The sequence below is a fragment of the Pseudomonas sp. MWU349 genome (assembly GCF_017947325.1).
Taxonomy (GTDB): Bacteria; Pseudomonadota; Gammaproteobacteria; order Pseudomonadales; family Pseudomonadaceae; genus Aquipseudomonas; species Aquipseudomonas protegens.
In genome coordinates, this window is record NZ_JAFEVP010000007.1 from 91,411 (window position 1) to 114,041 (window position 22,631).

Genomic DNA, 22,631 nt, shown 5'->3' on the forward strand with positions numbered 1-22,631 from the left:
CATGGCCAAGGAAATCGACAACCCCTGCATCGCCCTGTGCCAGCTCAGTGGCGACCTGTGCCTGAGTTGCGGGCGCAGCAAGGACGACATCCGCAAATGGAAGCGCATGAAGCGCCCGGAAAAGATGGCCGCCGTGCAGCGGGCCAGCATTCGGCTCAAGGCCTTGCAGAAAAAGAAGGGCTGATCAGGTATCGCTCTGGAATTGGCCGGCGCCCAGGCGCCGCACGCTCAGCCAGAAGTCTTCCCCAGGTTCGTACTCGGCCAGAGACAGGCGGTGCACCTGTCCCTGCTCGTCCTCCACCGTCAGGCTGGTCTCCCAGTCGAAATCCGGGTTCTGGGAAATGGTGTAGGACGGGTAAGGGCTGTTGATCTGGAAATGAATCGAGTAGACCTCCAGTGGAGGGCACGACAGCAGGCCTTGTGCGTACAGCTGCCAGACCTTGCGCATGCCGGGCACGCACAGGCGCTCGGCAAAGGCCAGGGCCTGGGGGATGTCGTCCCAGGCGGCCTGCACCCCTTGCTGCGCGGTCGCGAGCCGGCGCTGGGGCGGTTCGTTGCTGGGGTGCTGGACGTAGACCAGGCGGCTGCCGAACTGCAATTCGCATTGCAGCACGCCGGCAGTGGTTTCCCAGTGGCCCAGCAGCGATTCCTTGAGCAGGTCTATTTGCATCGCGTCTGAGGGCTCAGGCCGTTTGCCGGCGCATGGCCAGGATGGTGGTGCCGAAGAAGATAAAGGTGGAACCCACCACCCGGTTGACCCACTTGGACAGGGCCGGCCGGGTCAGCACGCCCTTGGCCCGGGAGGCCAGCACCGCGTAGACGCTGAGGGAGGTCAGGGACAGCGCCATGAAGATCAGGGTCAGGATGAAGAACTGCGGCAGCAGCGCGGCGTGCTGGTCGATGAACTGGGGGAACAGGGCGGTGAAGAAGATGGTCGCCTTGGGGTTGGTGGCGGCGGTCAGGAAGGCCGACTTGAACAGCTTCAGGCGCGGCGGCTTGCCGACCTTGGCGCTGCCTGCGCTGGCTTCGCTCAGCAGTGGGCTCTTGCTGAACAGCTGCTTGGCACCCAGGTAGAACAGGTAGCCGGCACCGACGATCTTCACCGCATTGAAAATCCATTCGGAACTGGCGATCAGCGCCCCGAGGCCGAGCATGGCCGCGGCAGACATGCAGAACAGCCCGCTGACATTGCCCAACGATGACCAGAGCGTGGACTTGGCGCCGTAGGCCACGCTGTTGTGCAGCGCCACCAGGGTAGCGGGGCCGGGGCTGGCGATGGCGATGGCGGCCACCAGGGTGTAGGTCAGTATCGAGTGAGCATCCATGGTCCGGACTCGTCTTGCAGAAAAAGGGGGCTTGATTCTATCGGGGCGCGGGCGAGCTGTATGCCAGAAATTGACGGTTTTATCGAAGGGTGCGAGCGGCGGAGGCCAACGCTTCCGGGGCGCATCGGTGCCCATTGTCAACCATTGCTGCAATCGATAGTTATCATCAAAAAGTGCAGGTTCCGTTTTTTCGGCAAAGGAGGAAGATAGCGTTTACACCGTGCTTGCTGCAGAAGGAAAGACCCGATGAAAATCTCGACTCTAGTGACCCTTGTGGTGCTTTTGATCGCGGGAACCGGGGCTTCTGCGGCCACCCTCGCCACTGACGACGCCTCCTGCCACTTCCTGCCCATGGCCGACAGCAGCGCCGACCTGCAACACGCGCAGTCGGTAGGCGTGCTGTACAGCGAAAACACCATCAGCACCCTGCAATACCTGGAGCACTACCATGCGGTGGCGCTCAACGGGGCGAAGAATGCCGGCCTCGATCCGCGCATCAGCCAAGCCTTCGTCAACAGCTCGGACCCGAAACGGGCCATCGACTGGCTGATGGCTTCGCTGCAGAAGCATTTCGGCTCGGTGACCGTCTATGACAGCCTTGACGCGGTGGTCCAGGCCCACCCCGATGTGGTGGTGATGCTCGACACCTACAACCAGCTGGTGACCAAGCGCAACAGCAAGGTCGAGGCGCGCTTCATCGCCAAGTTCTATGACGCCAACCTGCAGTACATCGGCCAGGCAGCCGGGATCCAGGCCAAGGAACTGCCGTCGGTCTGGGTACGGGGCAAGGCGGCGCCTGAGATCGCTGCGCAGATCAACCAGCAGACCGAGTTGCAGGTCGATGCCCTGAAGCAGTTCGACGCATCGCTCAAGGCCCTGATGAGCCAGGGCGAAGCGGGGCAGATGGCGGCCAACCAATGAGTTGCAGGCAGGCCTGATGAAAAAAGCCCCGAATGTTCGGGGCTTTTGCTTTGTGCCTGGCCGGCCTCGCCCTGGGGCGCGGGCCCTAGGCCGAGGCCAGAACCCCCGCGATCAGCAGTGCGATGCCCAGGTACCAGCCCCAGAGAAAAGGCCGGGCTTGCGGGTCTTTCCTGGCGTAGACGTACACATAGAAGGGAATGAACAGGCTGAGGATGGCATTGCCCAAAGAATTCTTCAGGGCCACGCAGAAAATCGCGAACTGCATGGCCACCATAAGGGCCAGCCCTGACAGGATCAGCAACATAACCATTGAATCGTCTCGCTATCGAATGAAGGTCGCTCGCCCCCTCTGGCGCGCCGCGGCCCGGGTGGGGGCAGCGGCGCGCCAGAGGGAGCGGTGTGACGGGTTATCGACACGGCGGTGCAAAGCAATAGGCAAGGGTGCCGCTATCGATCATTCATTCACTTGCGAGCGTTCACTGCTGGCGCCAGGCCGGGTTCAGGCGCCGCTGCCCAGGGACGCCATGTCGATCACGAAGCGGTAGCGCACATCGGCCCGTTCCATGCGTTCGAAGGCCTGGTTGATGTCCTGCATGGCGATCATTTCGCAATCCGGGAGGATGTTCTTGCGCGCGCAGAAGTCGAGCATTTCCTGGGTCTGGGCAATGCCGCCGATGGGTGAACCGGCCAGCCGGCGCCGGCCCAGGAGCATGGGCAGGGTCAGTTGTTCGTCGATCGGCCCGACCTGGCCGACGATCACCAGGGTGCAGTCGATGTCCAGCAGGGGCATGTAGGGCGAGACGTCGTGGCGCACCGGAATGGTGTCGATGATCAGGTCGAAGCTCGACTGGGCGCGGGCCATGGCCTGCGGATCGCTGGACACCAGCAGCGCATCGGCGCCCAGGGCCAGGGCGTCGGCGCGCTTGTCGGCGCTGCGGCTCAGGACCGTGACCTTGGCTCCCATGCCCACCGCCAGCTTGACCGCCATGTGCCCCAGGCCACCGAGGCCAATGACCCCGACCCGGCTGCCGGGCCCGACATTCCAGGTGCGCAGCGGCGAATAGGTGGTGATGCCGGCGCACAGCAGCGGCGCGGCCTTGGCCAGGTCCAGGCCTTCGGGCACCCGCAGGACGAATTCTTCGCGCACCACCAGGTGCTTGGAATAGCCGCCGTAGGTCACCTCGCGGGTGATGCGGTCCAGGCCGTTGTAGGTCTGGGTATTGTGCTCGCGGCACATCTGTTCTTCGCCCTTGCGGCACTGGTCGCACACTTGGCAGGAGTCCACCATGCACCCGACGGCGACGCTGTCGCCGACCTTGTACTGCTTGACCTCGGGGCCGACGGCGGTGACCCGGCCGACGATCTCGTGGCCCGGGACCATGGGGTAGCGGCTGGCGCCCCAGTCGTTGCGCGCCTGGTGCAGGTCGGAGTGGCAGACCCCGCAATAGAGGATTTCCATCGCCACATCGTTGGCGCGCAGGGCGCGACGCTGGAAGGTGAAAGGCGCCAGGGGAACCCCGGCGGACTGCGCTGCGTAACCGAAGGTTTGCATGATCAGCGTTCCTGTGTGAGGGAGAGCGAATGATCCGAAGGCAGGGCTACAAGCATAGAAGCCCCGAGGGCACCGTGAGGACGGCCGACCGATGGTTGTGCGGGCCAACCGGCCGCGCACCGCAAAGGCCGGGGCGAGTGAGTGGTGCTCCTTCGTTGTCGCGGGTGCCCGGTTGCAGCTTCAGGGCGTGGCAGCCATGCCCCGGGCACTGGGCTCAGGGCGCGCCGAACATCGCGGTCCAGTAAATGCCGGCATCGCTTTTCGGGTCCACCGCGTAGGCCGCGCCCAGCTCGCGGTAGGCCGGGTTCATCAGGTTGGCGCAATGCCCGGGGCTGGCCAGCCAGCCGTCCACCACCTTGCGCACCGTGTCCTGGCCGGCGGCGATATTCTCGCCCACCTGCTGGCCGGCATAGCCTGCCAGTTCCGCGCGGTCACCCGGGGTGCGGCCGTCGCGGTCCTTGTGGTCGAAGTAGTTCTGGTTGGCCATGGCCCGGCTGTGTTCCTCGGCGGTGGTGCCCAGGGTGGCGTTCCAGGCCAGGGGCGCGGTGGCGGCAAAACCCTGGCCACCGCATTGCCGGGGCTGGCCGCGGGCACTGTTGATCTGCGCGAGCAGTTGCTGGCCCTCGGCCTGCCAGTCCCCCAGGCGCGCGGACAGCAGCGGTCGCGCGAGCACGATGCGCCACTGGTTGGCCTGGCGATTGACACCGATATCGACGAACTGCGGGTCCAGCACCACCTGGCAGAAGCTTTCGCGTACCGCCTGCATCGCCGCCTGGGCATCCCGGGGGCCGGAGAGGCTGATGGCCTGCACGTTGACCATGGGGTAGGCCGCCCGGGCCAGGGCCTGCTGCAGGTCACCGACGTTGTCCACCGGCAGGATCAGCCGTGGGTCGCCGGTCAGCGGCGGCAGCTCCGAGGAGGCCTGGTTGGCGCAGCGTTGCGGCTGGCTGCGGTAGGCGTTGATCGATTCGATCAGTTGCGACTGGTCGTCGGCGACGGCGCCGGTGGCCGCCAGCAAGCCCAGGGCCAGGGCTGTGGCGGGCAAGAACAGTGAGCGCATGGGCATGCAAGTCTCCCGGGAATTGGACAGCGCCCATGATGCACCCGGCGCCGGGGCATTTCATCCGCCGCTGGATGAAATCGGTGTTAGCCGCTGCGCCTCAATGGAAGTCGAAGTACAGCGCCCATTCGCCGCTGGCGGGGTGTTTCCAGAACATCAGGCTGCCGCCGTGCACCACGTTGAGGTTGATCTTGGCGTCGGAGGAAATCTGCATCACGAATTCGAAGCCGTCCCCGACATCGACTCCCGACTGGCAGAACGAGGGGTAGCCCCCGAGCTTGTGCTGGTAGCAATGGTTCACCAGGTCGTAGTAGCACTCGATCTGCCCGGAGTTTTCCAGTTCGAGGATTTCCCGCTCCAGGTCCTCCGGCACGCCACCGCCGTCCCACAGCGGGAAGTCCGCGGGCACGGCTTCGGGCTTGAGCGGGAAGGGCTTGAGAAAGGCCCCGGGGGCAGTCAGGTCCTTGCGCACCAGCACATCCTCGGCACGGTACTCGCGGATCAGCCAGCGCTCGCCCATGGGTTCCAGGGGCTCGGGAAAGGGGTTGGCGACGAACACCGTGAGCACCCGCACGCCTTCCAGCAGCGGGCTGTGGAAGGGCAGCGCCGGCAGATAGAGCTGGGCGAACGGCAGCAGGGTTTCCCCGGCGCTGTTGCGCGGCAGCTCTTCATCCTCGCGAAACAGAAAGACCCGGCCCAGCCAGCTTTCCTCGTCGCTGCCGGAGGGGCGAAAACCGCCGGGAATCAATTGCAGCGCCGGTTTGGCCAGGCGGCGCTGGATTTCCTGAATGTCCATGGTCAGGGCAGGTGTCCTGTTCGAAAGAAAGGGAGCGGCAATGTATCAAAAGTCCTCGTGCCTGGGGACCGTGGTGGGCTCAACGCAATTGCCTTGGAGTGGCGTTGAGCAACTTGCGCATCAGCCGGCGCAGGGCCGTGGCGTCCTGGTATCCCACCTGTTCGGCCACATGCTCCACCGAATATTTGCTGCCTTGCAACAGAGCCCTCGCCCGGTTCAGTTGCACATTCTGGATCAGGCGCAAGCTGCTGTGGCCGGTGACCTTGCGTATCTGGCGCCCCAGGGTCCGTTCGGACATGCTGAACTGTGCAGCCAGTTCGCCGACGCTGGGCAGGTTCGGCAAGCCGGCTTCGATATGGGCGGTAAGCCGGCTGATCAGGTTACTGCCCTGGGCCATCATTGCCGGTACCCGAAACGGTGCCTGCAATTGCCGCCGATCAATCAGCAGTGTCTGCCCCACCGCGTCTGCCAAGCTCGTGCCGAAACGGCTGCGCAGCAGATGCAGCATCAAATCCGATTGGCCAAATGCTGCTCCGGCGGTGGTTAGCGGAGGGTCGACCACAACCATCTGGTCCGGATCCACCTTGGTGTCGACGGCCCACTCTTGCAGCAGCGGCGCCAACCACCAGGAGGTCGTAACCCGGCGCCCGGGCAGGAGCCCGGCGGCCTGCAACAAGAAAACGGCGGAACAGGATGCCGCCACTTCGCCTCCGAGTTCCAGGTGATCGCGCAGCGCATCCAGCAACGGGGCAACGTCTGCTTGCAGCAGGCGCTGGGCGATGGCCTCGGGGGTGTCGATGCCCAGCCCCGGGACTATCCAGCAGGACCGATCATCGCCCCCGGCATCCAGGGCCTCGACCTCGAGCAGCAGGCCCTGGCCCAGGGCTACCTGGCCAGCCTGCAAGGCACAGACCCGCCAACGCGGAGCCCCGAGCCCCAGGCGTGGGGCCAGCAGCGCGGCGCTGGAAAGCATGTCCAGGGTCAGGGCGACGCTGGAGGCAAAGGCACCGGGAAGGAGCAAGACGGTGAAATCGTTCATTGGCGGATTATGCATGAAAGATGTCGAATCGGTCGCTGTTGGCCAGGCATGAGCACAGGCTCAATAGCTGCTCCTTTTCTGTGTAAGTGGTGATGCCGATGCCTAATATTCTGATCAAGATCCCCCAGGGCGCTTTCGATGCCCGGCAGCGTGCCAAGGTCCTGCAAGAGGTTACCCAGGTGGCCCTGAGGGTGGAGCAAGTGGGTGATGCCCCCCGTCAGCGGGCGTTGTGCTGGGTACTGCTGGAAGAGCTGGCGCCGGGCTTCTGGAGTTGTGGCGGTGCCGACTCCAGTGCCCAGATGGTTCCTTGCATGGTCCGGGTCAAGGTTCCGGCAGGCGTGCTCGATGCTGCCCAGCGCCAGGCCTATGTCGAGGGCTTGCATCAGGCGCTGGCCGCCTGTCTGGCAGAGGACGATCCGCGACTGCTGATGAGCTCGATCCTGCTGGATGACGTGGCTGATGGCACCTGGGGGGCCAACGGTTCGTTGTGGCAACTGGCGGATTTTGCCCGAGCGGCGGGCTATCGGCACCTGTCCCACCTACATGGGCGATAGTTCCGAGCGCCTTCCCAGGCCCTCGGCTCAGGCGTCTCTACCGTGGGCCGCTGCCGCGAGCTGGCTGGTATCGACCCGCACGAAGACCGAATCGCCAATGGCGGTCAGCACATCGCCGGCATACACCTCGCAGATCACCTGGCTCTTGCGGCCTACTTCACCCTCGACCCTGGCGCGCAGGGTCAGGGGCACGCCCATGGGGGTGGGCTTGATGAACTTGATGCCCAGGTTGCCGGTGACGCAGTCGATGCGGGGCAGGCTGCCGGGCTCGCGCTGTTCGTTGCGGTAGTGGTAGGCCATGGCGGTCCAGTTGGAGTGGCAGTCCACCAGCATGGCGATCAGGCCGCCGTAGACCAGGTCCGGCCAGCCGCAGTACTTGGCGTCGGGCAGGTGCTCGGCCACCACGTGCACACCGTCCTCGTGCCAGTGGCTCTTGATGTGCAGGCCGTGATGGTTGCTGCTGCCGCAGCCGAAGCACACGCCTTCGGGGGCGGTGGTGTCTTGCAGTGAGGTCGGGTGCATGGTTGTTCCTTGTTGTTCTTGGGGGCGCGGCGCCGGGTGCTTTCCCGGCGTTGCAGCGCAGCATCCTATCCAATTTGCCTGAACGATCGAAGGCCGGATTGCAGCTAGCTGGGGTAGTGCATGGTCAGCACGGCCCAGCGCAGGTTCTCGACCCCGGGTACTTCGCCAATATCGCGGGAGGCGTGTTCGACCCAGCCGGTGTATTCCTCGACCGCCTTCAGATGCTTTGTCCATTTATCCTCTGTGAAGCCGACGCCGAAGATGATCACGCTGCCGCTGGCGACCTTTTCCTCCTTGGCCTTCAGGCGTGTCATGTACCAGTAGTCGTCCGATGCCGAGATGAACAACTTGCCTTGGTTGGCGTTGGCAAAGGGCGCCTTGAGTTCGATGAAGTGGAAGCGCCGCTTGTCTGCATCGCGGATCCACAGGTCACATTGCTTATGGTGTATGTCCATGTCGGACCAGCGCTGGTCCAGGGCCACCTTGTATTCCACGCCCACGTCGCCGAGCCAGCCGTCGCGGGGCCCGGCCAACCCCCGGTGCTGGATCAGCCAGAAATAGAATTCGAACTTCAGCCAGCCCTCGAAACCATTGCCGAGCACGCTGAGGGCCGAGGGAAGGTGCGGGCGCTCCTGTTCCCAGGAATTCAGGAACGCGCGGAATTCTGTTGCAACACTGTCGATACCTTGCATGGCCGTCCTTTGCAGTAAATGGGTGAAAGTGGTGTTGTGGCGCGGTGCCATCATGCATCAAGGTCGCCTGTTGGCGAAGGTGCATTTGCCGCTTTGAATGAGGGGCGGCCAGCGTCGTTGTGACGCATTGATTGCGGCAGGTGTCGTACTGCGTCGAGGTTTTCCCGGGCGGGCGGCTCGTGGCTCCGGCCAAGACAGGCTGATGCCGTAATGATATTCTTGCGCTGAATCGGTTCATCGTTTGTGCAGAAATACCTTACCCGTGCTTAGCTTCAAGTGGCCTGTTCGGGTCCCTTGCAAGGCTGTGGGAGTGTCTGCACGACCCCGCCGAATGTAATGCCAGGCAGTGTTCGTTTACCTCTTTGGTTGAACCCGACCCCTAATTTCCTGTTGGCCCCCGCAGTTGCGGGCGTCATTCTTGTTCGTCCGGCAGTTTGCGGCGCGCAAGGTCGAGCCGGGGGAAACTGCCTGTTGGTTGCGTCCCGTGACGTGCCCTGAGAAACACTGTCACTCAAGTAGCTGAAGCCAAGAACGACAAGAAGTCAGCGCCGGAGCGATATAAAACTGAGGTCGAGCCTGTCTCGTCGGCCTTGTGTGCCCACCCTCCAGTTCTTTTGAATGTGTTGGTCCAGGACCTGCGAAATGACTGTTTCGCAATCACCGGAGTACGCAGGATCGAGGATGGGGCGGCGGATGGCGTTCTATCGTAGGTACTCAGAATGTTTAAGAAAGTGAACACGGCCCTGATCGGGCTGGCGATGTCGATAGGCCTCACGACCGCGCACGCGGCTGAGCCGAAGAAAGTGGATGTGCTGCTGATCGGTGGCGGCATCATGAGTTCGACCCTCGGGGTCTGGCTCAATGAGCTGCAGCCGGATTGGTCGATGGAGATGGTCGAGCGCCTGGACGGCGTCGCAGAAGAAAGCTCCAACGGCTGGAACAACGCCGGTACCGGCCACTCCGCTTTGGCCGAGCTGAACTACACGCCGGAAGGCAAGGACGGCAAGATCGAGATCGCCAAGGCCATCGAGATCAACGAAGCGTTCCAGATTTCCCGGCAGTTCTGGTCCTGGCAGGTCAAGAACGGCGTCCTGAAGAACCCACGTTCGTTCATCAACTCCACCCCGCACATGAGCTTTGTCTGGGGCGATGACAACATCAAGTTCCTCAAGGCCCGCTACGAGGCCCTGCAGGCCAGCCCGCTGTTCAGCGGCATGCAGTACTCCGAAGACGCCGAGCAGATCAAGAAGTGGGTTCCACTGATGATGGAAGGTCGTGACCCGGCGCAGAAGATCGCTGCGACCTGGAGCCCGATCGGCACCGACGTCAACTTCGGCGAGATCACTCGCCAGTTCGTTGCCCACCTGCAGGCCCAGCCCAACTTCGCGCTGAAACTGTCCAGCGAAGTGCAGGACATCGAGCGCAATAAAGACGGCTCGTGGCGCGTGACCTACAAGAACCTCAAGGACGGTTCGAAAACCGAGACCGACGCCAAGTTCGTGTTCATCGGCGCCGGCGGCGGTGCCCTGCACCTGCTGCAGAAGTCGGGCATTCCTGAAGCCAACGAATACGCCGGCTTCCCGGTGGGTGGCTCGTTCCTGGTGACCGACAACGCCAGCGTGGCCGAGCAGCACCTGGCCAAGGCCTACGGCAAGGCTTCGGTCGGCGCGCCACCGATGTCGGTTCCGCACCTGGACACTCGTGTGCTGGACGGCAAGCGGGTGATCCTGTTTGGCCCATTCGCTACCTTCTCCACCAAGTTCCTCAAGGAAGGTTCGTACTTCGACCTGCTGACCAGCACCACCACCCACAACTTCTGGCCGATGACCAAGGTGGGCATCGAGCAGTACCCGCTGGTGGAATACCTGGCCGGCCAACTGATGCTGTCGGATGACGACCGCTTCGCCGCGCTGAAGGAATACTTCCCCAACGCCAAGCAGGAAGACTGGCGCCTGTGGCAGGCCGGCCAGCGCGTGCAGATCATCAAGCGCGACGAAGAGAAGGGCGGCGTGCTGAAACTGGGCACCGAGATCGTGGCCTCCGAAGACGGCAGCATCGCCGGCCTGCTGGGCGCGTCCCCAGGTGCTTCGACCGCCGCGCCGATCATGCTCAGCGTGCTGCAGAAAGTCTTCAAGGACCAGGTCGCGACCCCGGCCTGGCAGGAGAAGCTCAAGCAGATCGTGCCGAGCTACGGTACGGCCCTGAACGACAGCCCTGAGCGTGTGGCCAAAGAATGGGCCTACACCGCTGAAGTGCTGCAACTGACCCCGCCACCGCCGGTCAAGGGCGCGGCGCCTCAAGCTCCGGCCAGCCTGGCCAAGCCAGAGAGCAACCCAGCGGCCGACATGGCGCTGTAAGCCCTCGGCCCCGCCCGCGTTCGTCGGGCGGGGCACCGCGGATGCCCTGGTGCATCCGCCTCCTGTGCCGGTTGCGGCCATGGCCCCGCCATAGCCGCAGCCCGCCAGTCTCTTGCTCCCGATCCCATTCGCGCTTTTGCGCCGATGCACGCACCCGATGCGTTGCCTGGTTGTGCGCCTGTGTTACCCGCGCCGGGTTATCATGGCGCGCCCGCCTTAGCCGGGCATGCCCCAACCCTCGGAGTCACCGCCTCGATGTCCAGCATCACCCTGTTCCAAGCCCCGCCGCCCGAAGCCATCCAGAGCCAGATCCAGCAGATGGTGGTGGACTACATCACCGACGTCAGCGCGGTGGCCATCGCCCCGAGCAACCCGCTGTACAACCTGTACCAGTACGGCGTTGGCTATGAAGTGCATCTGTACCTGCAAGCCATGGACGGTTCCCGTGGGATCGCGGTGGAGCTGGTGCTGGCCACCGACCCGCAGGCCCCGGACCAGGTGCTGGGTTTCACCCTGTACCTGCCGGTCAAGGACGATCCCCAGGCCTGCGCCGTGGCCTATATGGCGGTGCGGCAAGGTCATCGGCGCCAGGGCATTGCCCGGCAGATGCTGCAAGCCATGCTGGCGCGTTACCCCCATGCGGAACTCGCCTGCAACGTGGCCAAGGTGGGGTGTTTCGAGGCCCTGGGTTTCCAGCTGCTGGGCGCCCGCGGCCCGCAGGTGCTGATGAACACCCGGGGCCACGGCAGCGACGGCCTGCTGGCGGTGCTGGATGTGGCACCGATCTACCAGTCGGTGGAAGTGCGGCAGATCCACACCTACCTGCTGGCCCAGCACGGGCGCAAGGCCATGCTGGAGGCGGAGAAAAAGCGCGACCGGCAACTGGACCAGATGACCCGCCAGGCCCAGGCGCTGGTGCGCGAGCGCCTAGGGGAAGCGGCCCTGTCCAATACTCAGCGGGCGCCTCGCTTGATTTGAGCCGGTTGTGCCAGGGCTCAAGGGAAGGTCAGTACCACCCGGGCACTGCCGCTGAAGTTGCCCGGGGTCACGGTGCCACTGCTCCTCAGGACTGACTCGAACAGTACCGGCGTGTAACTGCTGTCGGCGGTGAAACTATAGTCTTTGCCAACAGCCATGCCGCCCACCGACAACTGTGAGTACAGGCCTTCCACGCCATTGAGCTTGACCATCCCTTCGATGGCGATGGACACCGTGGCGCTGCGGCTGCAGGTGACGTAGGCCGTGGTGTAGGCCCTGTTGGTATTGACGGCTTCCAGGCTCAGGTTGCCGTGGTGCAGGTCGATGCTACCGGCAATACTGCAGTTTGTGGTCGGCTCCGCGGGCTTTGGAGGCGGGATCTCGCCTTTGGCCGAGCTGGCCATTTTGCAGCGCATCATGGGGTCATTGGTTTTGTAGTCGCAGATCAGCAAAGCCAGCAGGGTCTTGCCATCCCATCCCCAGAATATAGGGATACCCGTGGATAATTGACTTGAGGCTACTTGGTTGAGGACAGTCTTGGGATTGTCAGTCGGGCTCAGGTTGGGGGCTGCATAGATGGGCGGTTGCGAGAATCTCGCGCCGTAGCTCACGAAAACCCAGATGCCGTTCTTTGTGGGCCACTCAAACAGGCCGCTGGGTAAGAGTAGTTTGGACTGGTTGCTGACGGCAATAGCGTCCATGTCTCCAACAAAGCGGTAGGTGTCGTTACTTTCATTGTATTCTACCAATAACCCGCCCATTGCGGGAAACGTCAGCAACAGCAAAACAGTACCGATTAAAAACTTCATATAAGGACTTCGCAGTATTGGGGGAGTATCGGTAAACATGCTGTCGTCCATATTTGAGCTAGTCATAATCTGCCGAAATACTCACGTTGGCTGAAAACGCGCCCGTTTGAAATTGCGTGCCGGGAAGTGCGGTCAAGGTCGCGTTGATATGGTTGTTGTTTGTGGTGGTGGTGCGAAAGCTGGTGTTGGCTTGCCAGACCGTCCCCAATCGTTGACTGGTCAACTTGATGCCCAGGCCTTGCACATCGGTCTGGATAACGTCCGGGCTGTAGCCGGAAACACCGGTCAACTTCAACACGATCGAGGAGGGCCCGGCACCGCAGTCGATGTCCAGTTCAATGGGGACGCTGTAGTGCTCGGCGGCGATTTTGGTGACGTCGATATCACCGAACCTTACATCCAGCGAGTTGCCCAGGCTGAACTTGCAACCGGGTTGGGTAATGCTTCCGGAGATGTTCGCCGTCGCGTTATAGGTTCCCGCCAGGCAGGTGCCGCACACCAGGGCCAGGGCCAGCGCCAGAGTCCGCGCGCCGAGGGTCTTGAGGTGGTTAGCCAGGTTCATGGGTAGGCCAGCTCGAAATTGGCGACGGCGGAAAAGTTGCCGCCTTCGATGGTTTTATCCTTGATCTTGAGCAGGTAGGCCTTGAAGGCCAGTTCCTCCCGGGACGCTTCGGAAAGGTTGTAGCTCAAGGTGTCGCTGTTGATCCTGATGGGGTGGTCCGCCGAGGTTTCCAGGCCCACGGCGATTCCCGAGGCAGCCCCGGTGATCGCCAGCGCGCCGCTGAGCAGCGGCTCCTCCTGCCCTTTGAAGGTGAGGTTGATCTTGTTGGCCTGGGCGCAGGTTTTAATCCTGATGTAGAACGGCACCCCGGTACTCTTGCCGCTGCTCATCAACTCTTTCTTGCTGTAGCCATCGAACTTGACCATCTGTTCCGGGTTCTCCACGGTCAGTTCGCAGGAGGGAACAATCAGGTTTCCGGAAAAGTTCAGGCGTATTTCGTCAGCGCCGGTAAAACCGGCTGGCAGCAATACTGCACCCAGTGCGAAGCATCCCATCAGTATGTTGTTCATTGAGCCACCTGCTGGCCGAAGTCCCGACCCGAAGGGCGAGTACTGTGGATTAACAATCTATTGATCTGGCGCATCAGGTGCTGTCAGTCGGTTTTTTTGAACTGGCACGCGCTTTGATCGCAGCGGTAGGCAAGTTGATGGTAACCACCGTAGTCATTGATGTAGGTGAGCACCGGTTGTGTGATCTGGCCCTTGTCGGGATGGATGTCCCGGGCTGAGAAGGGCGCCAGCATCACGGGGCTGAAATCCGTCTCGCTGCGTTTGTCCGAGAGGTCCTTCAGGTCATTGATGGTGATGTAGTAAGGCGTAGGGTTCTCGACGTTGAAACCCTGCCCGGCTTTTTTCAGCCTCAACTTCTCCTGCCAGATAACCCCTCGTTCCGGGGTAATGCCCTGCGGGCGGTAGAAGAGTTTGATTTTTGTCTGCAGCGCGATCTGCATGGTGTTTTCGGTTTCCGCGCGCGGCGGAACCTCGCGCAAGTTGAAATAGAACAGCGACTCGCGGTCTTTTGGCAGTTGCTCGACTTCTGCGGACTTCAACAGCTTTATCTGGCCACCCGACATCGGTTCCAGCCGTTGCAAAGGCGGCAGGACAATCAACGGGCCGGTTACTTTCTGTTGTTGATCATTCTCGATCCACGACTGCGCCAGGTAGGGCATTTCTTTGTTGTCGTTACGGATGCGGATGCTCAGTGACTTGTTTTCACCGTCGAAAATCACTCGGGTACGGTCCAGGGAAATGGCGGCTTGCGGGGCAACTCCGGGGAGGAGCAGGCAGCCCATGACGGTCAGGTGTTTCAAGAAACGGGAATGGAGAAGCATAAGGGGGCCTCGGGTCAGAATCGGGTTGTGCAGAGCAAGGTTTGGCGCTGCTCGGACTGCAGGTTGGCGGGCAGGGCGACGTTGCAGCTTTTGCCATTGCCCCAGAACACCTGGAACGCTGAATCGGCTTTGATACCGGTCAGATAGGCGAACCCGCTGTCAGCGACAATTGCCACTTCGCGCCCGGAGGCGTCCCGCAGGCTGGCGCCAAACGGCGGGTAGGAGCCGTCTTCCAGTTTCAGGGTGACCAGGGCCTTGCTGCCCTGGATGACGGTCAGTTTGCGGTAGCCGATGGCGCCTTCGGTCAAGGTGGCGTCGGTTACCGATTTGCTCGCATCCATGTCGTCGGGCAGGCGATTGAGGTCGATCTGTACATCGGTGCGGGCGTAGCTGGTGAAGGCGGGCAGCACCGCCACGCCCATGGCGTTGGTGCGGGTTTCGCCGTTTTGCAGGGGCACCCCGGCCACGCCATCGGTGTCGAGCATGATCCGCGTGCCGCCGTTGTAGGTCGGTGGGTGCAGGGCGGCGCCCATGGCCGTGACGGTGGCGCCACCTTGCACGGACAGGCCGATGCTCTGGCTGCCGTCATTCTGATAGCTGCCATTGAGGCTGTAGTCGGCGCTGGCGGTCTGCTGGCTGTAGTAGCCTTGCACTCCGTCGCTGTCGAGCCCGGTGCTGGCGCGGATCATGTAGTTGCGGTCCGGTTGGTAGTTTGAATAGCTGGCCGCATGTCGCACTCCGGTGTCGTTGGCGTAGGCGTCGTAGCCGATGCGCTGGCCATCGCCGAAGGGCAGGGTGAGGGAGAGCGACAGGCTGTTGTCGGTTTCCGAGACGTTGCGGGTCTGGGTCAGGGACAGGGTCATGGCCAGCCCCTTGAAGCGGCCCACGTCGAAGTAGCGACTCAGGTTGGCGCTGATGTAGTCCGTGGCCGTGCGGTCCCAGTAGTCTTCATGGGTGTAGGACAGGTGGGCGCTGAAGCCCAGATCGCGGAACGATTTGTTGGCCAGGATCGTGTAGGCGGTCTTGCTGTTGCTTTGGTAGCGCTCAAGGTTTCGCGCGTTGATGAAGTCGTTCATGGTCATGAAGTTGCGCTGGGAGAAGCGATAGCCGGCAAAGTTGATTTCGCTGTCGTATTCATCGAAGCGCTTGGCGTAGTTCAGGCGCAGGGAATTGCCACGCAGTTGCCCTTCCACGGGGACGTCGGCACGGGTATGGGTGACGTCCAGGGACACCACGCCGAATTGGTGAAGGTTGCGCCCGATGCCGCCGGCGAGCGCGGTATAGCCAGAGGTCACTAGGCTGCCACCGAACAACGACCAGTCGCTGTTCAGGCCCCAGGACATCTCGCCAGTGGCGAAGGTCGGGCCTGTGTCTTCCCGGTCATAGCTGGTCGGTCGGCCCAGTGTCAGGTTGTAGCGCATGTACCCTGGCCGGCTCAGGTAGGGCACGTTGGCGGTTTCCATCTGGTAGCTCTGGGTGCTGCCGTCATCTTCGCGGATCTCGATGTCCAGCTTGCCGCTGACCGCGCTGTTGATGTCGCGAATGCGAAAGGGCCCTGGCGGCACGGTGGTTTCATACAGCACGCGCTCGTCCTGGCGCACCGTGACCCGCGCGTTGCCCTTGGCCACGCCTACCACTTCCGGGGCATAGCCGCGCAGGCTGGGGGGCAGCATCTGGTCATCGGTAGCCAGGTTGATGCCCCGATAGCGAAAGGAGTCGAACAGCTTGGAGTTCAGGCTGACTTCGCCCACCAGCAGCTTTGCCCCTTGCCGCGGCAGAGGACGAAAGGCGTAAAAGCTGCTCCAGGAAAAATCCTGGCGGCTGTAGGCGTGGGTCTGGTAGCGACTGCCCTGGAAATCCCCGCGCAGACGCCAGGCGCCCAGGTTTGCCCCCAGGGTGCCGTTGCCGCTGATCTGCCGGGTGCTGCCGGAGCTAGCGTAGCGGTTCACGGAGGTATTGAGGCTGTAGTCCAGCAGGAGCCCGGAAACGCCTTCATCCCATTCACTGATGGGGCTCCAGTTAGGATCGCGATACTCCATCCAGGCCTGGGGCACGCTGAGACGCAGCACGCCCTGTTCCATGTCCGGGACCAGTCGCAGCCCCTGGATGCTTTCCAGATCCGCACAGTTTTGCGACTCGTGCCAACTGGCCAGCCGGTTCAGGACGTCTTCCTTGAGGCCAAGGCTGGCAGCCTGGTCCATGGGGATGCAGACGCGGGTGGTAGAGGCTTGCGGGTCCACGGCATAGAAGTTCAGGCTGCGTTCGGGCAGTTTGCGATCATTGATCTGAATACCCATCAGGTATTGGCCGGGCATGACGTAATGCGCTGTTTTGAAACGGCTGAGATCGATGCTGCTGCGTTCGTCCACATCCATGACGTCGAGGTTGAAGTCCACGGCCATTGAGACCAATGGCCAGCCCAGCGAACTGACTAGCACCCCTATTGATAGAGTGATCTTCCCTGCGGTCATAGTTTGAATACTGAAGAAAATGGCTTGTTATCGGCTGTTAATTCAGTCGATGGCATAAAAAACGGGGTGGAGCTTGTGTTGGAACTCCGATGTTTCTGGGGATAACTTTCAAGGCACTGTGCGCCGTTGATGTCTTGTGGGGGTTTTAGTGTTGCTATTACAGTTGGTCGGAATTTTTTAGTTGGGTATGGAGTTGCTATTTTTTAAATACCGAGACATTGAAGTCTCGGTATTTTCGAATATTCAAGTCCGGAAGCATTAGAATGCTTCCGGGGTTCGGTTATTCGTAAGACAACATGAAGTTGGCCGTGGCGGTGAACTCACCTGGGGTGACCGCTACATCCTTGGCTGTCGTGCCACGCAGGAAGGCGCCGAACGCCAGGGTGTTGTCGCCCACCAGCAGGTCACGGGCAACGGAAGCTTCACCCAGCTTGACCTGGGCCCCGGAGCCGTTGGTCAGGGCAATGCCTGCGCCCTTGGCCGAACCGGCGATACCCAGCAGGGTATTGTCGGTGAGGTCGGCGTCGCCACCGAAGGTGACCTTGACCTTCTTCATTTTGCTGATATCGCACTGACGAAGTTCGATGTTGAAGCTCTGAATGGAGGACTCGCCATTGTTGGCCAGTACCTTGTTGGATACTTCATCCATACGAACAGTTTGGTCCTTGCTCTTGGCATCCAGAGAGCAGGGGGAATCGATAATGCTACCGATGAAGTTTACTTTGCCGCTGCCACCGGCACTGCTGGTAGCAGGCGGAGTTACAGGATCGTCGACCGCATAAGCCGAGCCACTGCCGAGTACCAGTGCTGCGAAGATTGCCAGAGGCGCTTTCTTGAAGTTCATTTTTCATCCTTAATCGAAAACAGAGAAACCATGCGCTGTATAACAACATCCTTTAAATAGGTGGGTAGCGCATGGGTTTGATATTAAGGAGTTACTGAGTGACTTCTAAGAGGGCCGTGCCCACGGACGGGTAGGACCTTTCCTACAAGATGGTAAGTAGTTTGTGAGGCGTAACTTCAACGTCACTGAATGTATCTGGATATGTTTTTAGAGGGGGCCAGTGGGTGCATTCAGACTACTGTTCCGGCCGGGGGATGACTTGTGCTTGCCCCCGGACCTGGCTAATCTCGCAAAAAAATGCAAAAGCAGGCATTAACATGCAAGAGCAGCATCATTACGCCGAACTCCCTTCGGTACGCCGTCAGAAAATCCTTCTACTGCTGGAGCGCGACGGCAAGGTCATGGCCGCCGAACTGACCCGGCATTTTGCGGTGTCCGAAGACACCATCCGCCGCGACCTGGCGGAGCTGGATGCCGCCGGGCTGGTGCAGAGGGTCCATGGTGGCGCGCTGCCGCGGCCCAAGGACAGCGGCAAGGACTATTTCACCCGGGTCGGCGAAACCAATGAGGCGAAACTGCGCCTGGCGCAATATGCCGTGCAATGGGTGCAGGACGGCCAGACGGTGCTGTTCGATTCCGGCTCCACCACCCTGCACATCGCCCAGTCGCTGCCGGCGGGCATCAGCCTGACCGCGGTCACCGCCTCGCCGATGATTGCCGTGGCCCTGGCCGAATACCCCAAGGTCAGGGTGATTCTCGCCGGTGGCCAGCTCAACCCGGCAACCCTGTCCGCCAGCGGCCATGAAGCACTGCGCATGATTCAGGGGATCAAGGCCGACCTGATGTTCACCGGGGTCTGCGCGATCCACCCGGAGATCGGCATCAGCTCCCTGCATTTCGACGAGGTGCCGATCAAGCAGGCAATGTTCGACAGTGCCAGCGAGGTCATCGCCGTGACCACCGCCGACAAGCTCGGGGCCATGGAGCCCTTCGTCGTGGTGCCATGCAACCGCCTGCATCGGCTGGTGACCGAGCTGGAGGCGCCGGGTGTGGACATCGAAGGTTATCGGCAGTTGGGGATCGAGGTGCTGCAGGTCTGATCCGGCAGCGACCCCCGTTCCGGCGCCGCTTGCAGTAGATGGGGCAGCGCCTCGCGGGGTTGAGCCGTATCGAACCCTTGATGCAGCCGTGGCCGGGTGCGGTGCAATTGCATGGGTCAATTCCTGGATGGCGGCGGGGCCAGTGCCTGGCTCATCCACTGCGCCATCTGCCGCAAGCGGTCGCTGAAACCGGCGCCGGCGGGGGCCGTTGCCTCGGCGGTCTGGCGGAACTCGTCGATGGGGCCTGCCATTTCCGGGTAGTGCTGCACAAACAGCCGCACGTGCTCATCCAGGCTCTGGGGCCAGCTCGGCTCCTGCTCCCGGCGCAGCAGGTTGGTGGCACGAACAAGTTTGCGCGAGGCCTGCCGTTGCAGCCGGAGAACGTCGGTGGGCATCTGTTCGCGGTCGATGCGCTCGGCGTAGTCGTACAGCACTGCGAGAAAGTCGCCGTTCACCGCCAGGGCAATCTCCCGGCTGGGCCTGAAAGGTGCAAAGCGCGAGCGCAGGTCTTCGCCCCACAGGCAGCGGCAATGGTGCTTGAGCCAATAGCCCCAGCTGTCGAGGTTCTGCGTTTCCAGTACCTGGTTGAGGTCGCCGATATCGAAATCGATCTTCGACACCAGCGGGTGGCGCGCTTGCAGGGCCTGGCGCAGGTTTTCCAGATGCAGGCACGCGGCCGGGCCGGCGGGATCTTGCAGGATCAGGCACAGGTCCAGGTCGGACGCTCCAGGCCGGGCGGCGCCACGGGCGACACTGCCGTACAACTACAGGCTATGCAGCGGCGGGCTGGCGGGAACGGTGAGGGCGGCGCACAGCTCGTCGAGCAGGGCTCGGTACTCGGGCTGCAGGGGTGGTTCGGCAGCAAGGGCGATCAAGCCGTCGGCATCGACGCCGAATGCGCTATCGGGTGACATGGGGTGGCCTGCGATACGGGTTCAGCGGCCACCTTAGCAAAGTCTGCCCGGGCCGTTGGAGCGGCCCGGGCAGGGTCGGGGCCAGCCTCAGTTCTTGAAGGCCGAGTGCTTGCGGCCCTGGTCGAGGAAGGCGAACACCACCACCAGCACCGCGGCGACGGCGAGAATGATCACCACGCCGTCGGTGGAGTGGGTGGCCGAGGCCGTCACCAGGGACAGAGCGCCCAGCGGCGCCAGGCCACCGGCGATGGCGGTGCCGATCTCGCGCCCGGTGCCGAAACCCGAGGAGCGGGTCGCGGTGGGGAACTGGCGGCTGAGGAAGGAGCCCTGTGGGGCGAACATCATCGGCGCCAGGATGCCGGTGCCGACACCGATGGCGATGTAGATCATCAGGCTCTCACCGGTGTTGAGCAGGGCCAGGAAGGGGTAGGCGAACAGCACCGAGAACAGCCCGCCGAGGATCAGCACGGTCTTGCTGCTCCACTTGTCGCAGAGCCAGCCGAAGAACGGCACGGCGACGATGGCGATCAGGCTGGCGATGGTAACCGACAGCGAAGTGACGTGCACATCGACGTTCTTGTACTGGGTCAGGTAGGCCAGGGAGAAGGTCTTGAAGATGTAGCTCAGGGCGTTGTAGCCCACCGCCACGAAGAACACCACGGCCAGGCCCTTGAGGTCGTTCTTGAACAGCGCCTTGAGCGGCGAGGCCTTGGCTTTCTGGCTTTCCTTGCTCAGTTCCTTGAACTCTGGGGTTTCCGGAATACTGTTGCGCACCCACAGGCCGATGCCCACCAGGACGATGCTGCAGACGAACGGGATACGCCAGCCGCCGGCCAGCAGGAACTCGTTGCCGTTGATGGTCAGCAGGTACACGGTCAGCGACGACAGCAGCAGGCCCAGGTTCAGCCCCAGTGCCGGCCAGGCGCCCTGGCTGCCGCGCTTGCCTTCGCTGGCGTGCTCATAGGAGGTGACCGCCGCGCCGGACAGTTCGGCGCCGGCGCCCAGGCCCTGGATGATGCGGATTGCTACCAGCAGGATCGGCGCCCAGATGCCGATTGACGCATAGCTGGGGATCAGGCCGATCAGCGCGGTGCACACGCCCATCAGGCAGAAGGTCAGCACCAGCACCTGCTTGCGGCCGAACTTGTCCCCCAAGTAGCCGAACAGGATGCCGCCGAAGGGGCGGGCGATAAAGCCGATGGCAAAGGTCGAGAAGGCCATCAGGGTGGCGCTCTTCGGGTTGCTGTTATCGAAGAAGATCTTCGAGAAGACGATGGCCGCCATGGTGGCGTAGAGGTAGAAGTCATACCACTCCAGCATCGAGCCGAAGATGGTGGCCGCCGCGACCTTGCGCAGGCGTTTCCGGGTTTGTTGTGGGGTTTCCGCTGCAGTACTGCTGGTTTCAACTGCGGTCATATCCGTACATCCTCATGAATCATTGTATTTATTGTCGAGTTGACGCGAGCCTTGCGCGACGCGCCCTAAGGGGTATTGCGGCGACACGCGGCCCGCTTGGCAGTGCCGGGGCACTGCGCTGCAAGGTGATGGCGCGGGGTGTTTCAGGCGGCCTGGAAAATCCGGTCGGCAATCATCGAACCAATGGGAATCGCCGAGGTGGCGGCGGGCGAGGGCGCGTTGCACACGTGCAACATGCGCGGGGTTTCGGCGAACAGGAAATCGTGCACCAGGCTGCCGTCGCGCATCACTGCCTGGGCGCGGATCCCCGCCTCATAAGGCAGCAGGTCTTCCACTTGCAGGGAAGGGCAGTACTTGCGGCACTGCTCCAGGTAGCCGGACTTGAACAGCGAGTTCTTCATCTCGGTGGTGCCGGAGCCGAGGTTCTGCCAGATGGTTTTCCAGAAACCGGGGAAGCTGGCGTACTGCGCCACGTCGCGCCAGTTGATGGAGAATTTCTTGTAGTTCTCCCGGCCCAGGCCCAGTACCGCGTTGGGGCCGACGGTCACGCTGCCGTCGATCATGCGGGTCAGGTGCACCCCGAGGAACGGCAGCTCCGGATCGGGGATCGGGTAGATCAAGTGATTGACGATGTTGTTCTTCGACGCCGGCAGACGGAAGTATTCGCCGCGAAAGGGGATGATCTGGTGATCGATCTTCACCCCGGCCATCACCGCCAGGCGATCCGATTGCAGGCCGGCGCAGGCTACCAGCTTCTTCGCCCGCCAGCTGCCGCCGTGGCTGCTGACGGTGACGCTGTCGGCGCTTTCCTGGATCGCGGTGACGGTCTGGCTCAGGCAGATCTCGCCGCCCTCGCGGCGGATCACCCGGGCCATGGTGTCGCAGACTTCGCGGTAGTCGACGATGCCGGTGGCGTCGAGGAACAGCCCGCCAAGGCCGACGATATTCGGTTCGCGCTGGCGCAGTTGCTCGGCGTCCAGGCGCTCCACCTTCAGGCCGTTCTGCTGCGAGCGCTGGTACAGGGCCTCCATGCGCTGCACTTCCAGGGCATTGGACGCCACCAGCACCTTGCCGCAGACCTCGAACTTGATCCCGTGCTCGCTGCAGAACTGCTTGGTGGCCTCGGCGCCACGCTTGCACAGGTCGGCCTTGAGGCTGCCCGGGGCGTAGTAGATGCCGGCGTGGATCACCCCGCTGTTGTGCCCGGTCTGGTGCTTGGCCAGGACGTTTTCCTTTTCCAGGATGACCAGCGAAGCGCCGGGCTGGCGCTTGAGGATCTCCATCGCTGTAGCCAGGCCGACGATGCCGCCGCCGATGATGCAAAAGTCGTAAATCATTGTTCGTGGGTACCTTGGATCGAATGCGTTTCGGTCTGGTTATCAGGTTGTC

General features: G+C 62.4%; 25 protein-coding genes. 6 read left to right on the forward strand and 19 right to left on the reverse strand.

What is annotated here, in order from left to right; all coding sequences use genetic code 11:
• Window position 1: 1 nt before the first annotated feature.
• Window positions 2-184 carry a DUF1289 domain-containing protein gene (locus KCG88_RS26060; RefSeq protein ID WP_047285867.1) on the forward strand — a complete coding sequence of 61 codons (183 nt, stop codon included), beginning with the start codon at window positions 2-4 and terminating at the stop codon, window positions 182-184.
• Here KCG88_RS26060 and KCG88_RS26065 read toward each other — a convergent pair whose 3' ends face one another.
• Complete coding sequence (locus tag KCG88_RS26065) at window positions 185-670, reverse strand: hypothetical protein (protein ID WP_210713436.1); 486 nt, start codon at window positions 668-670, stop codon at window positions 185-187.
• 13 nt (window positions 671-683) lie between these two features.
• Window positions 684-1,325, reverse strand: a complete 642-nt coding sequence (locus tag KCG88_RS26070) for a LysE family translocator (RefSeq protein WP_047336409.1) — start codon at window positions 1,323-1,325, stop codon at window positions 684-686.
• A gap of 246 nt (window positions 1,326-1,571) precedes the next feature.
• On the opposite strand from KCG88_RS26070, the gene KCG88_RS26075 reads away from it, so the two are divergent.
• The gene (locus KCG88_RS26075) at window positions 1,572-2,246 is read left to right on the forward strand and encodes an ATPase (protein WP_210713437.1); all 675 of its coding nucleotides are present in this window, start codon (window positions 1,572-1,574) and stop codon (window positions 2,244-2,246) included.
• Between the two features lie 85 nt (window positions 2,247-2,331).
• Here KCG88_RS26075 and KCG88_RS26080 read toward each other — a convergent pair whose 3' ends face one another.
• The 5 genes from KCG88_RS26080 to KCG88_RS26100 all read right to left on the reverse strand — a co-directional run bounded on the left by KCG88_RS26080 (window position 2,332) and on the right by KCG88_RS26100 (window position 6,693).
• Window positions 2,332-2,550, reverse strand: a complete 219-nt coding sequence (locus KCG88_RS26080; protein WP_241774721.1) for a hypothetical protein — start codon at window positions 2,548-2,550, stop codon at window positions 2,332-2,334.
• Between the two features lie 195 nt (window positions 2,551-2,745).
• A complete protein-coding gene (locus KCG88_RS26085; RefSeq protein ID WP_042941187.1) occupies window positions 2,746-3,798 on the reverse strand; it encodes an NAD(P)-dependent alcohol dehydrogenase in 1,053 nt (350 codons plus the stop codon).
• 214 nt (window positions 3,799-4,012) lie between these two features.
• Window positions 4,013-4,858: a CAP domain-containing protein gene (locus KCG88_RS26090; RefSeq protein ID WP_210713547.1), complete on the reverse strand. Its 846-nt coding sequence runs from the start codon at window positions 4,856-4,858 to the stop codon at window positions 4,013-4,015.
• A gap of 100 nt (window positions 4,859-4,958) precedes the next feature.
• On the reverse strand, window positions 4,959-5,654 hold the full coding sequence (locus KCG88_RS26095) for a hypothetical protein (protein ID WP_210713438.1): 696 nt from the start codon (window positions 5,652-5,654) through the stop codon (window positions 4,959-4,961).
• A gap of 79 nt (window positions 5,655-5,733) precedes the next feature.
• Window positions 5,734-6,693 (reverse strand): helix-turn-helix domain-containing protein, encoded by a 960-nt coding sequence (locus KCG88_RS26100; RefSeq protein ID WP_210713439.1) that lies wholly within the window; start codon window positions 6,691-6,693, stop codon window positions 5,734-5,736.
• 98 nt (window positions 6,694-6,791) lie between these two features.
• Between KCG88_RS26100 and KCG88_RS26105 the strand changes: the two genes are divergently transcribed.
• Window positions 6,792-7,247 (forward strand): tautomerase, encoded by a 456-nt coding sequence (locus KCG88_RS26105; RefSeq protein WP_210713440.1) that lies wholly within the window; start codon window positions 6,792-6,794, stop codon window positions 7,245-7,247.
• 27 nt (window positions 7,248-7,274) lie between these two features.
• Here KCG88_RS26105 and KCG88_RS26110 read toward each other — a convergent pair whose 3' ends face one another.
• Together KCG88_RS26110 and KCG88_RS26115 are read right to left on the reverse strand one after the other, a co-directional pair.
• On the reverse strand, window positions 7,275-7,769 hold the full coding sequence (locus KCG88_RS26110) for a PaaI family thioesterase (RefSeq protein WP_011060723.1): 495 nt from the start codon (window positions 7,767-7,769) through the stop codon (window positions 7,275-7,277).
• A gap of 104 nt (window positions 7,770-7,873) precedes the next feature.
• Complete coding sequence (locus KCG88_RS26115; protein WP_241774722.1) at window positions 7,874-8,461, reverse strand: hypothetical protein; 588 nt, start codon at window positions 8,459-8,461, stop codon at window positions 7,874-7,876.
• 719 nt (window positions 8,462-9,180) lie between these two features.
• Here KCG88_RS26115 and mqo point away from each other — a divergent pair.
• Both mqo and KCG88_RS26125 read left to right on the forward strand, forming a co-directional pair.
• Window positions 9,181-10,818 carry a malate dehydrogenase (quinone) gene (gene mqo / locus KCG88_RS26120; protein ID WP_047285888.1) on the forward strand — a complete coding sequence of 546 codons (1,638 nt, stop codon included), beginning with the start codon at window positions 9,181-9,183 and terminating at the stop codon, window positions 10,816-10,818.
• 255 nt (window positions 10,819-11,073) lie between these two features.
• A complete protein-coding gene (locus KCG88_RS26125) occupies window positions 11,074-11,796 on the forward strand; it encodes a GNAT family N-acetyltransferase (protein WP_210713441.1) in 723 nt (240 codons plus the stop codon).
• A 17-nt stretch (window positions 11,797-11,813) separates the two neighbouring features.
• Here KCG88_RS26125 and KCG88_RS26130 read toward each other — a convergent pair whose 3' ends face one another.
• The 6 genes from KCG88_RS26130 to KCG88_RS26155 all read right to left on the reverse strand — a co-directional run bounded on the left by KCG88_RS26130 (window position 11,814) and on the right by KCG88_RS26155 (window position 17,812).
• Window positions 11,814-12,644 (reverse strand): hypothetical protein, encoded by an 831-nt coding sequence (locus KCG88_RS26130; RefSeq protein ID WP_210713442.1) that lies wholly within the window; start codon window positions 12,642-12,644, stop codon window positions 11,814-11,816.
• A 19-nt stretch (window positions 12,645-12,663) separates the two neighbouring features.
• Window positions 12,664-13,167: a fimbrial protein gene (locus KCG88_RS26135; protein WP_210713443.1), complete on the reverse strand. Its 504-nt coding sequence runs from the start codon at window positions 13,165-13,167 to the stop codon at window positions 12,664-12,666.
• On the reverse strand, window positions 13,164-13,676 hold the full coding sequence (locus KCG88_RS26140) for a fimbrial protein (RefSeq protein WP_210713444.1): 513 nt from the start codon (window positions 13,674-13,676) through the stop codon (window positions 13,164-13,166). The genes KCG88_RS26135 and KCG88_RS26140 overlap by 4 nt, the downstream gene beginning before the upstream one ends.
• Window positions 13,677-13,759: 83 nt before the next feature.
• The gene (locus KCG88_RS26145; protein ID WP_042941188.1) at window positions 13,760-14,497 is read right to left on the reverse strand and encodes a fimbria/pilus periplasmic chaperone; all 738 of its coding nucleotides are present in this window, start codon (window positions 14,495-14,497) and stop codon (window positions 13,760-13,762) included.
• A gap of 14 nt (window positions 14,498-14,511) precedes the next feature.
• A complete protein-coding gene (locus KCG88_RS26150; protein ID WP_210713445.1) occupies window positions 14,512-16,893 on the reverse strand; it encodes a fimbria/pilus outer membrane usher protein in 2,382 nt (793 codons plus the stop codon).
• 355 nt (window positions 16,894-17,248) lie between these two features.
• Window positions 17,249-17,812, reverse strand: coding sequence for a fimbrial protein (locus tag KCG88_RS26155; RefSeq protein WP_047336420.1), 564 nt, complete (start codon window positions 17,810-17,812; stop codon window positions 17,249-17,251).
• Between the two features lie 317 nt (window positions 17,813-18,129).
• Between KCG88_RS26155 and KCG88_RS26160 the strand changes: the two genes are divergently transcribed.
• A complete protein-coding gene (locus KCG88_RS26160) occupies window positions 18,130-18,912 on the forward strand; it encodes a DeoR/GlpR family DNA-binding transcription regulator (RefSeq protein ID WP_210713446.1) in 783 nt (260 codons plus the stop codon).
• A 116-nt stretch (window positions 18,913-19,028) separates the two neighbouring features.
• Here KCG88_RS26160 and KCG88_RS26165 read toward each other — a convergent pair whose 3' ends face one another.
• The 4 genes from KCG88_RS26165 to lhgO all read right to left on the reverse strand — a co-directional run bounded on the left by KCG88_RS26165 (window position 19,029) and on the right by lhgO (window position 22,579).
• Window positions 19,029-19,676, reverse strand: a complete 648-nt coding sequence (locus KCG88_RS26165) for a nucleotidyltransferase domain-containing protein (RefSeq protein ID WP_246882838.1) — start codon at window positions 19,674-19,676, stop codon at window positions 19,029-19,031.
• Window positions 19,677-19,826, reverse strand: coding sequence for a hypothetical protein (locus tag KCG88_RS31030; RefSeq protein ID WP_246882839.1), 150 nt, complete (start codon window positions 19,824-19,826; stop codon window positions 19,677-19,679).
• Between the two features lie 87 nt (window positions 19,827-19,913).
• Entirely contained in the window at window positions 19,914-21,242 is a 1,329-nt protein-coding gene (locus KCG88_RS26170) for an MFS transporter (RefSeq protein WP_210713447.1), read from the reverse strand.
• Window positions 21,243-21,385: 143 nt separating this feature from the next.
• Complete coding sequence (gene lhgO / locus KCG88_RS26175) at window positions 21,386-22,579, reverse strand: L-2-hydroxyglutarate oxidase (RefSeq protein WP_047285898.1); 1,194 nt, start codon at window positions 22,577-22,579, stop codon at window positions 21,386-21,388.
• Between the last annotated feature and the right edge of the window lie 52 nt (window positions 22,580-22,631).

Excerpts from the sequence above, each read along its gene's own strand:
- KCG88_RS26060 (WP_047285867.1), top strand. The coding sequence starts at position 2 with ATGGCCAAGGAAATCGACAACCCCTGCATCGCCCTGTGCCAGCTCAGT.
- KCG88_RS26065 (WP_210713436.1), bottom strand. The coding sequence starts at position 670 with ATGCAAATAGACCTGCTCAAGGAATCGCTGCTGGGCCACTGGGAAACC.
- KCG88_RS26070 (WP_047336409.1), bottom strand. The coding sequence starts at position 1,325 with ATGGATGCTCACTCGATACTGACCTACACCCTGGTGGCCGCCATCGCC.
- KCG88_RS26075 (WP_210713437.1), top strand. The coding sequence starts at position 1,572 with ATGAAAATCTCGACTCTAGTGACCCTTGTGGTGCTTTTGATCGCGGGA.
- KCG88_RS26080 (WP_241774721.1), bottom strand. The coding sequence starts at position 2,550 with ATGTTGCTGATCCTGTCAGGGCTGGCCCTTATGGTGGCCATGCAGTTC.
- KCG88_RS26085 (WP_042941187.1), bottom strand. The coding sequence starts at position 3,798 with ATGCAAACCTTCGGTTACGCAGCGCAGTCCGCCGGGGTTCCCCTGGCG.
- KCG88_RS26090 (WP_210713547.1), bottom strand. The coding sequence starts at position 4,858 with ATGCGCTCACTGTTCTTGCCCGCCACAGCCCTGGCCCTGGGCTTGCTG.
- KCG88_RS26095 (WP_210713438.1), bottom strand. The coding sequence starts at position 5,654 with ATGGACATTCAGGAAATCCAGCGCCGCCTGGCCAAACCGGCGCTGCAA.
- KCG88_RS26100 (WP_210713439.1), bottom strand. The coding sequence starts at position 6,693 with ATGAACGATTTCACCGTCTTGCTCCTTCCCGGTGCCTTTGCCTCCAGC.
- KCG88_RS26105 (WP_210713440.1), top strand. The coding sequence starts at position 6,792 with ATGCCTAATATTCTGATCAAGATCCCCCAGGGCGCTTTCGATGCCCGG.
- KCG88_RS26110 (WP_011060723.1), bottom strand. The coding sequence starts at position 7,769 with ATGCACCCGACCTCACTGCAAGACACCACCGCCCCCGAAGGCGTGTGC.
- KCG88_RS26115 (WP_241774722.1), bottom strand. The coding sequence starts at position 8,461 with ATGCAAGGTATCGACAGTGTTGCAACAGAATTCCGCGCGTTCCTGAAT.
- mqo (WP_047285888.1), top strand. The coding sequence starts at position 9,181 with ATGTTTAAGAAAGTGAACACGGCCCTGATCGGGCTGGCGATGTCGATA.
- KCG88_RS26125 (WP_210713441.1), top strand. The coding sequence starts at position 11,074 with ATGTCCAGCATCACCCTGTTCCAAGCCCCGCCGCCCGAAGCCATCCAG.
- KCG88_RS26130 (WP_210713442.1), bottom strand. The coding sequence starts at position 12,644 with ATGTTTACCGATACTCCCCCAATACTGCGAAGTCCTTATATGAAGTTT.
- KCG88_RS26135 (WP_210713443.1), bottom strand. The coding sequence starts at position 13,167 with ATGAACCTGGCTAACCACCTCAAGACCCTCGGCGCGCGGACTCTGGCG.
- KCG88_RS26140 (WP_210713444.1), bottom strand. The coding sequence starts at position 13,676 with ATGAACAACATACTGATGGGATGCTTCGCACTGGGTGCAGTATTGCTG.
- KCG88_RS26145 (WP_042941188.1), bottom strand. The coding sequence starts at position 14,497 with ATGCTTCTCCATTCCCGTTTCTTGAAACACCTGACCGTCATGGGCTGC.
- KCG88_RS26155 (WP_047336420.1), bottom strand. The coding sequence starts at position 17,812 with ATGAACTTCAAGAAAGCGCCTCTGGCAATCTTCGCAGCACTGGTACTC.
- KCG88_RS26160 (WP_210713446.1), top strand. The coding sequence starts at position 18,130 with ATGCAAGAGCAGCATCATTACGCCGAACTCCCTTCGGTACGCCGTCAG.
- KCG88_RS31030 (WP_246882839.1), bottom strand. The coding sequence starts at position 19,826 with ATGTCACCCGATAGCGCATTCGGCGTCGATGCCGACGGCTTGATCGCC.
- KCG88_RS26170 (WP_210713447.1), bottom strand. The coding sequence starts at position 21,242 with ATGACCGCAGTTGAAACCAGCAGTACTGCAGCGGAAACCCCACAACAA.
- lhgO (WP_047285898.1), bottom strand. The coding sequence starts at position 22,579 with ATGATTTACGACTTTTGCATCATCGGCGGCGGCATCGTCGGCCTGGCT.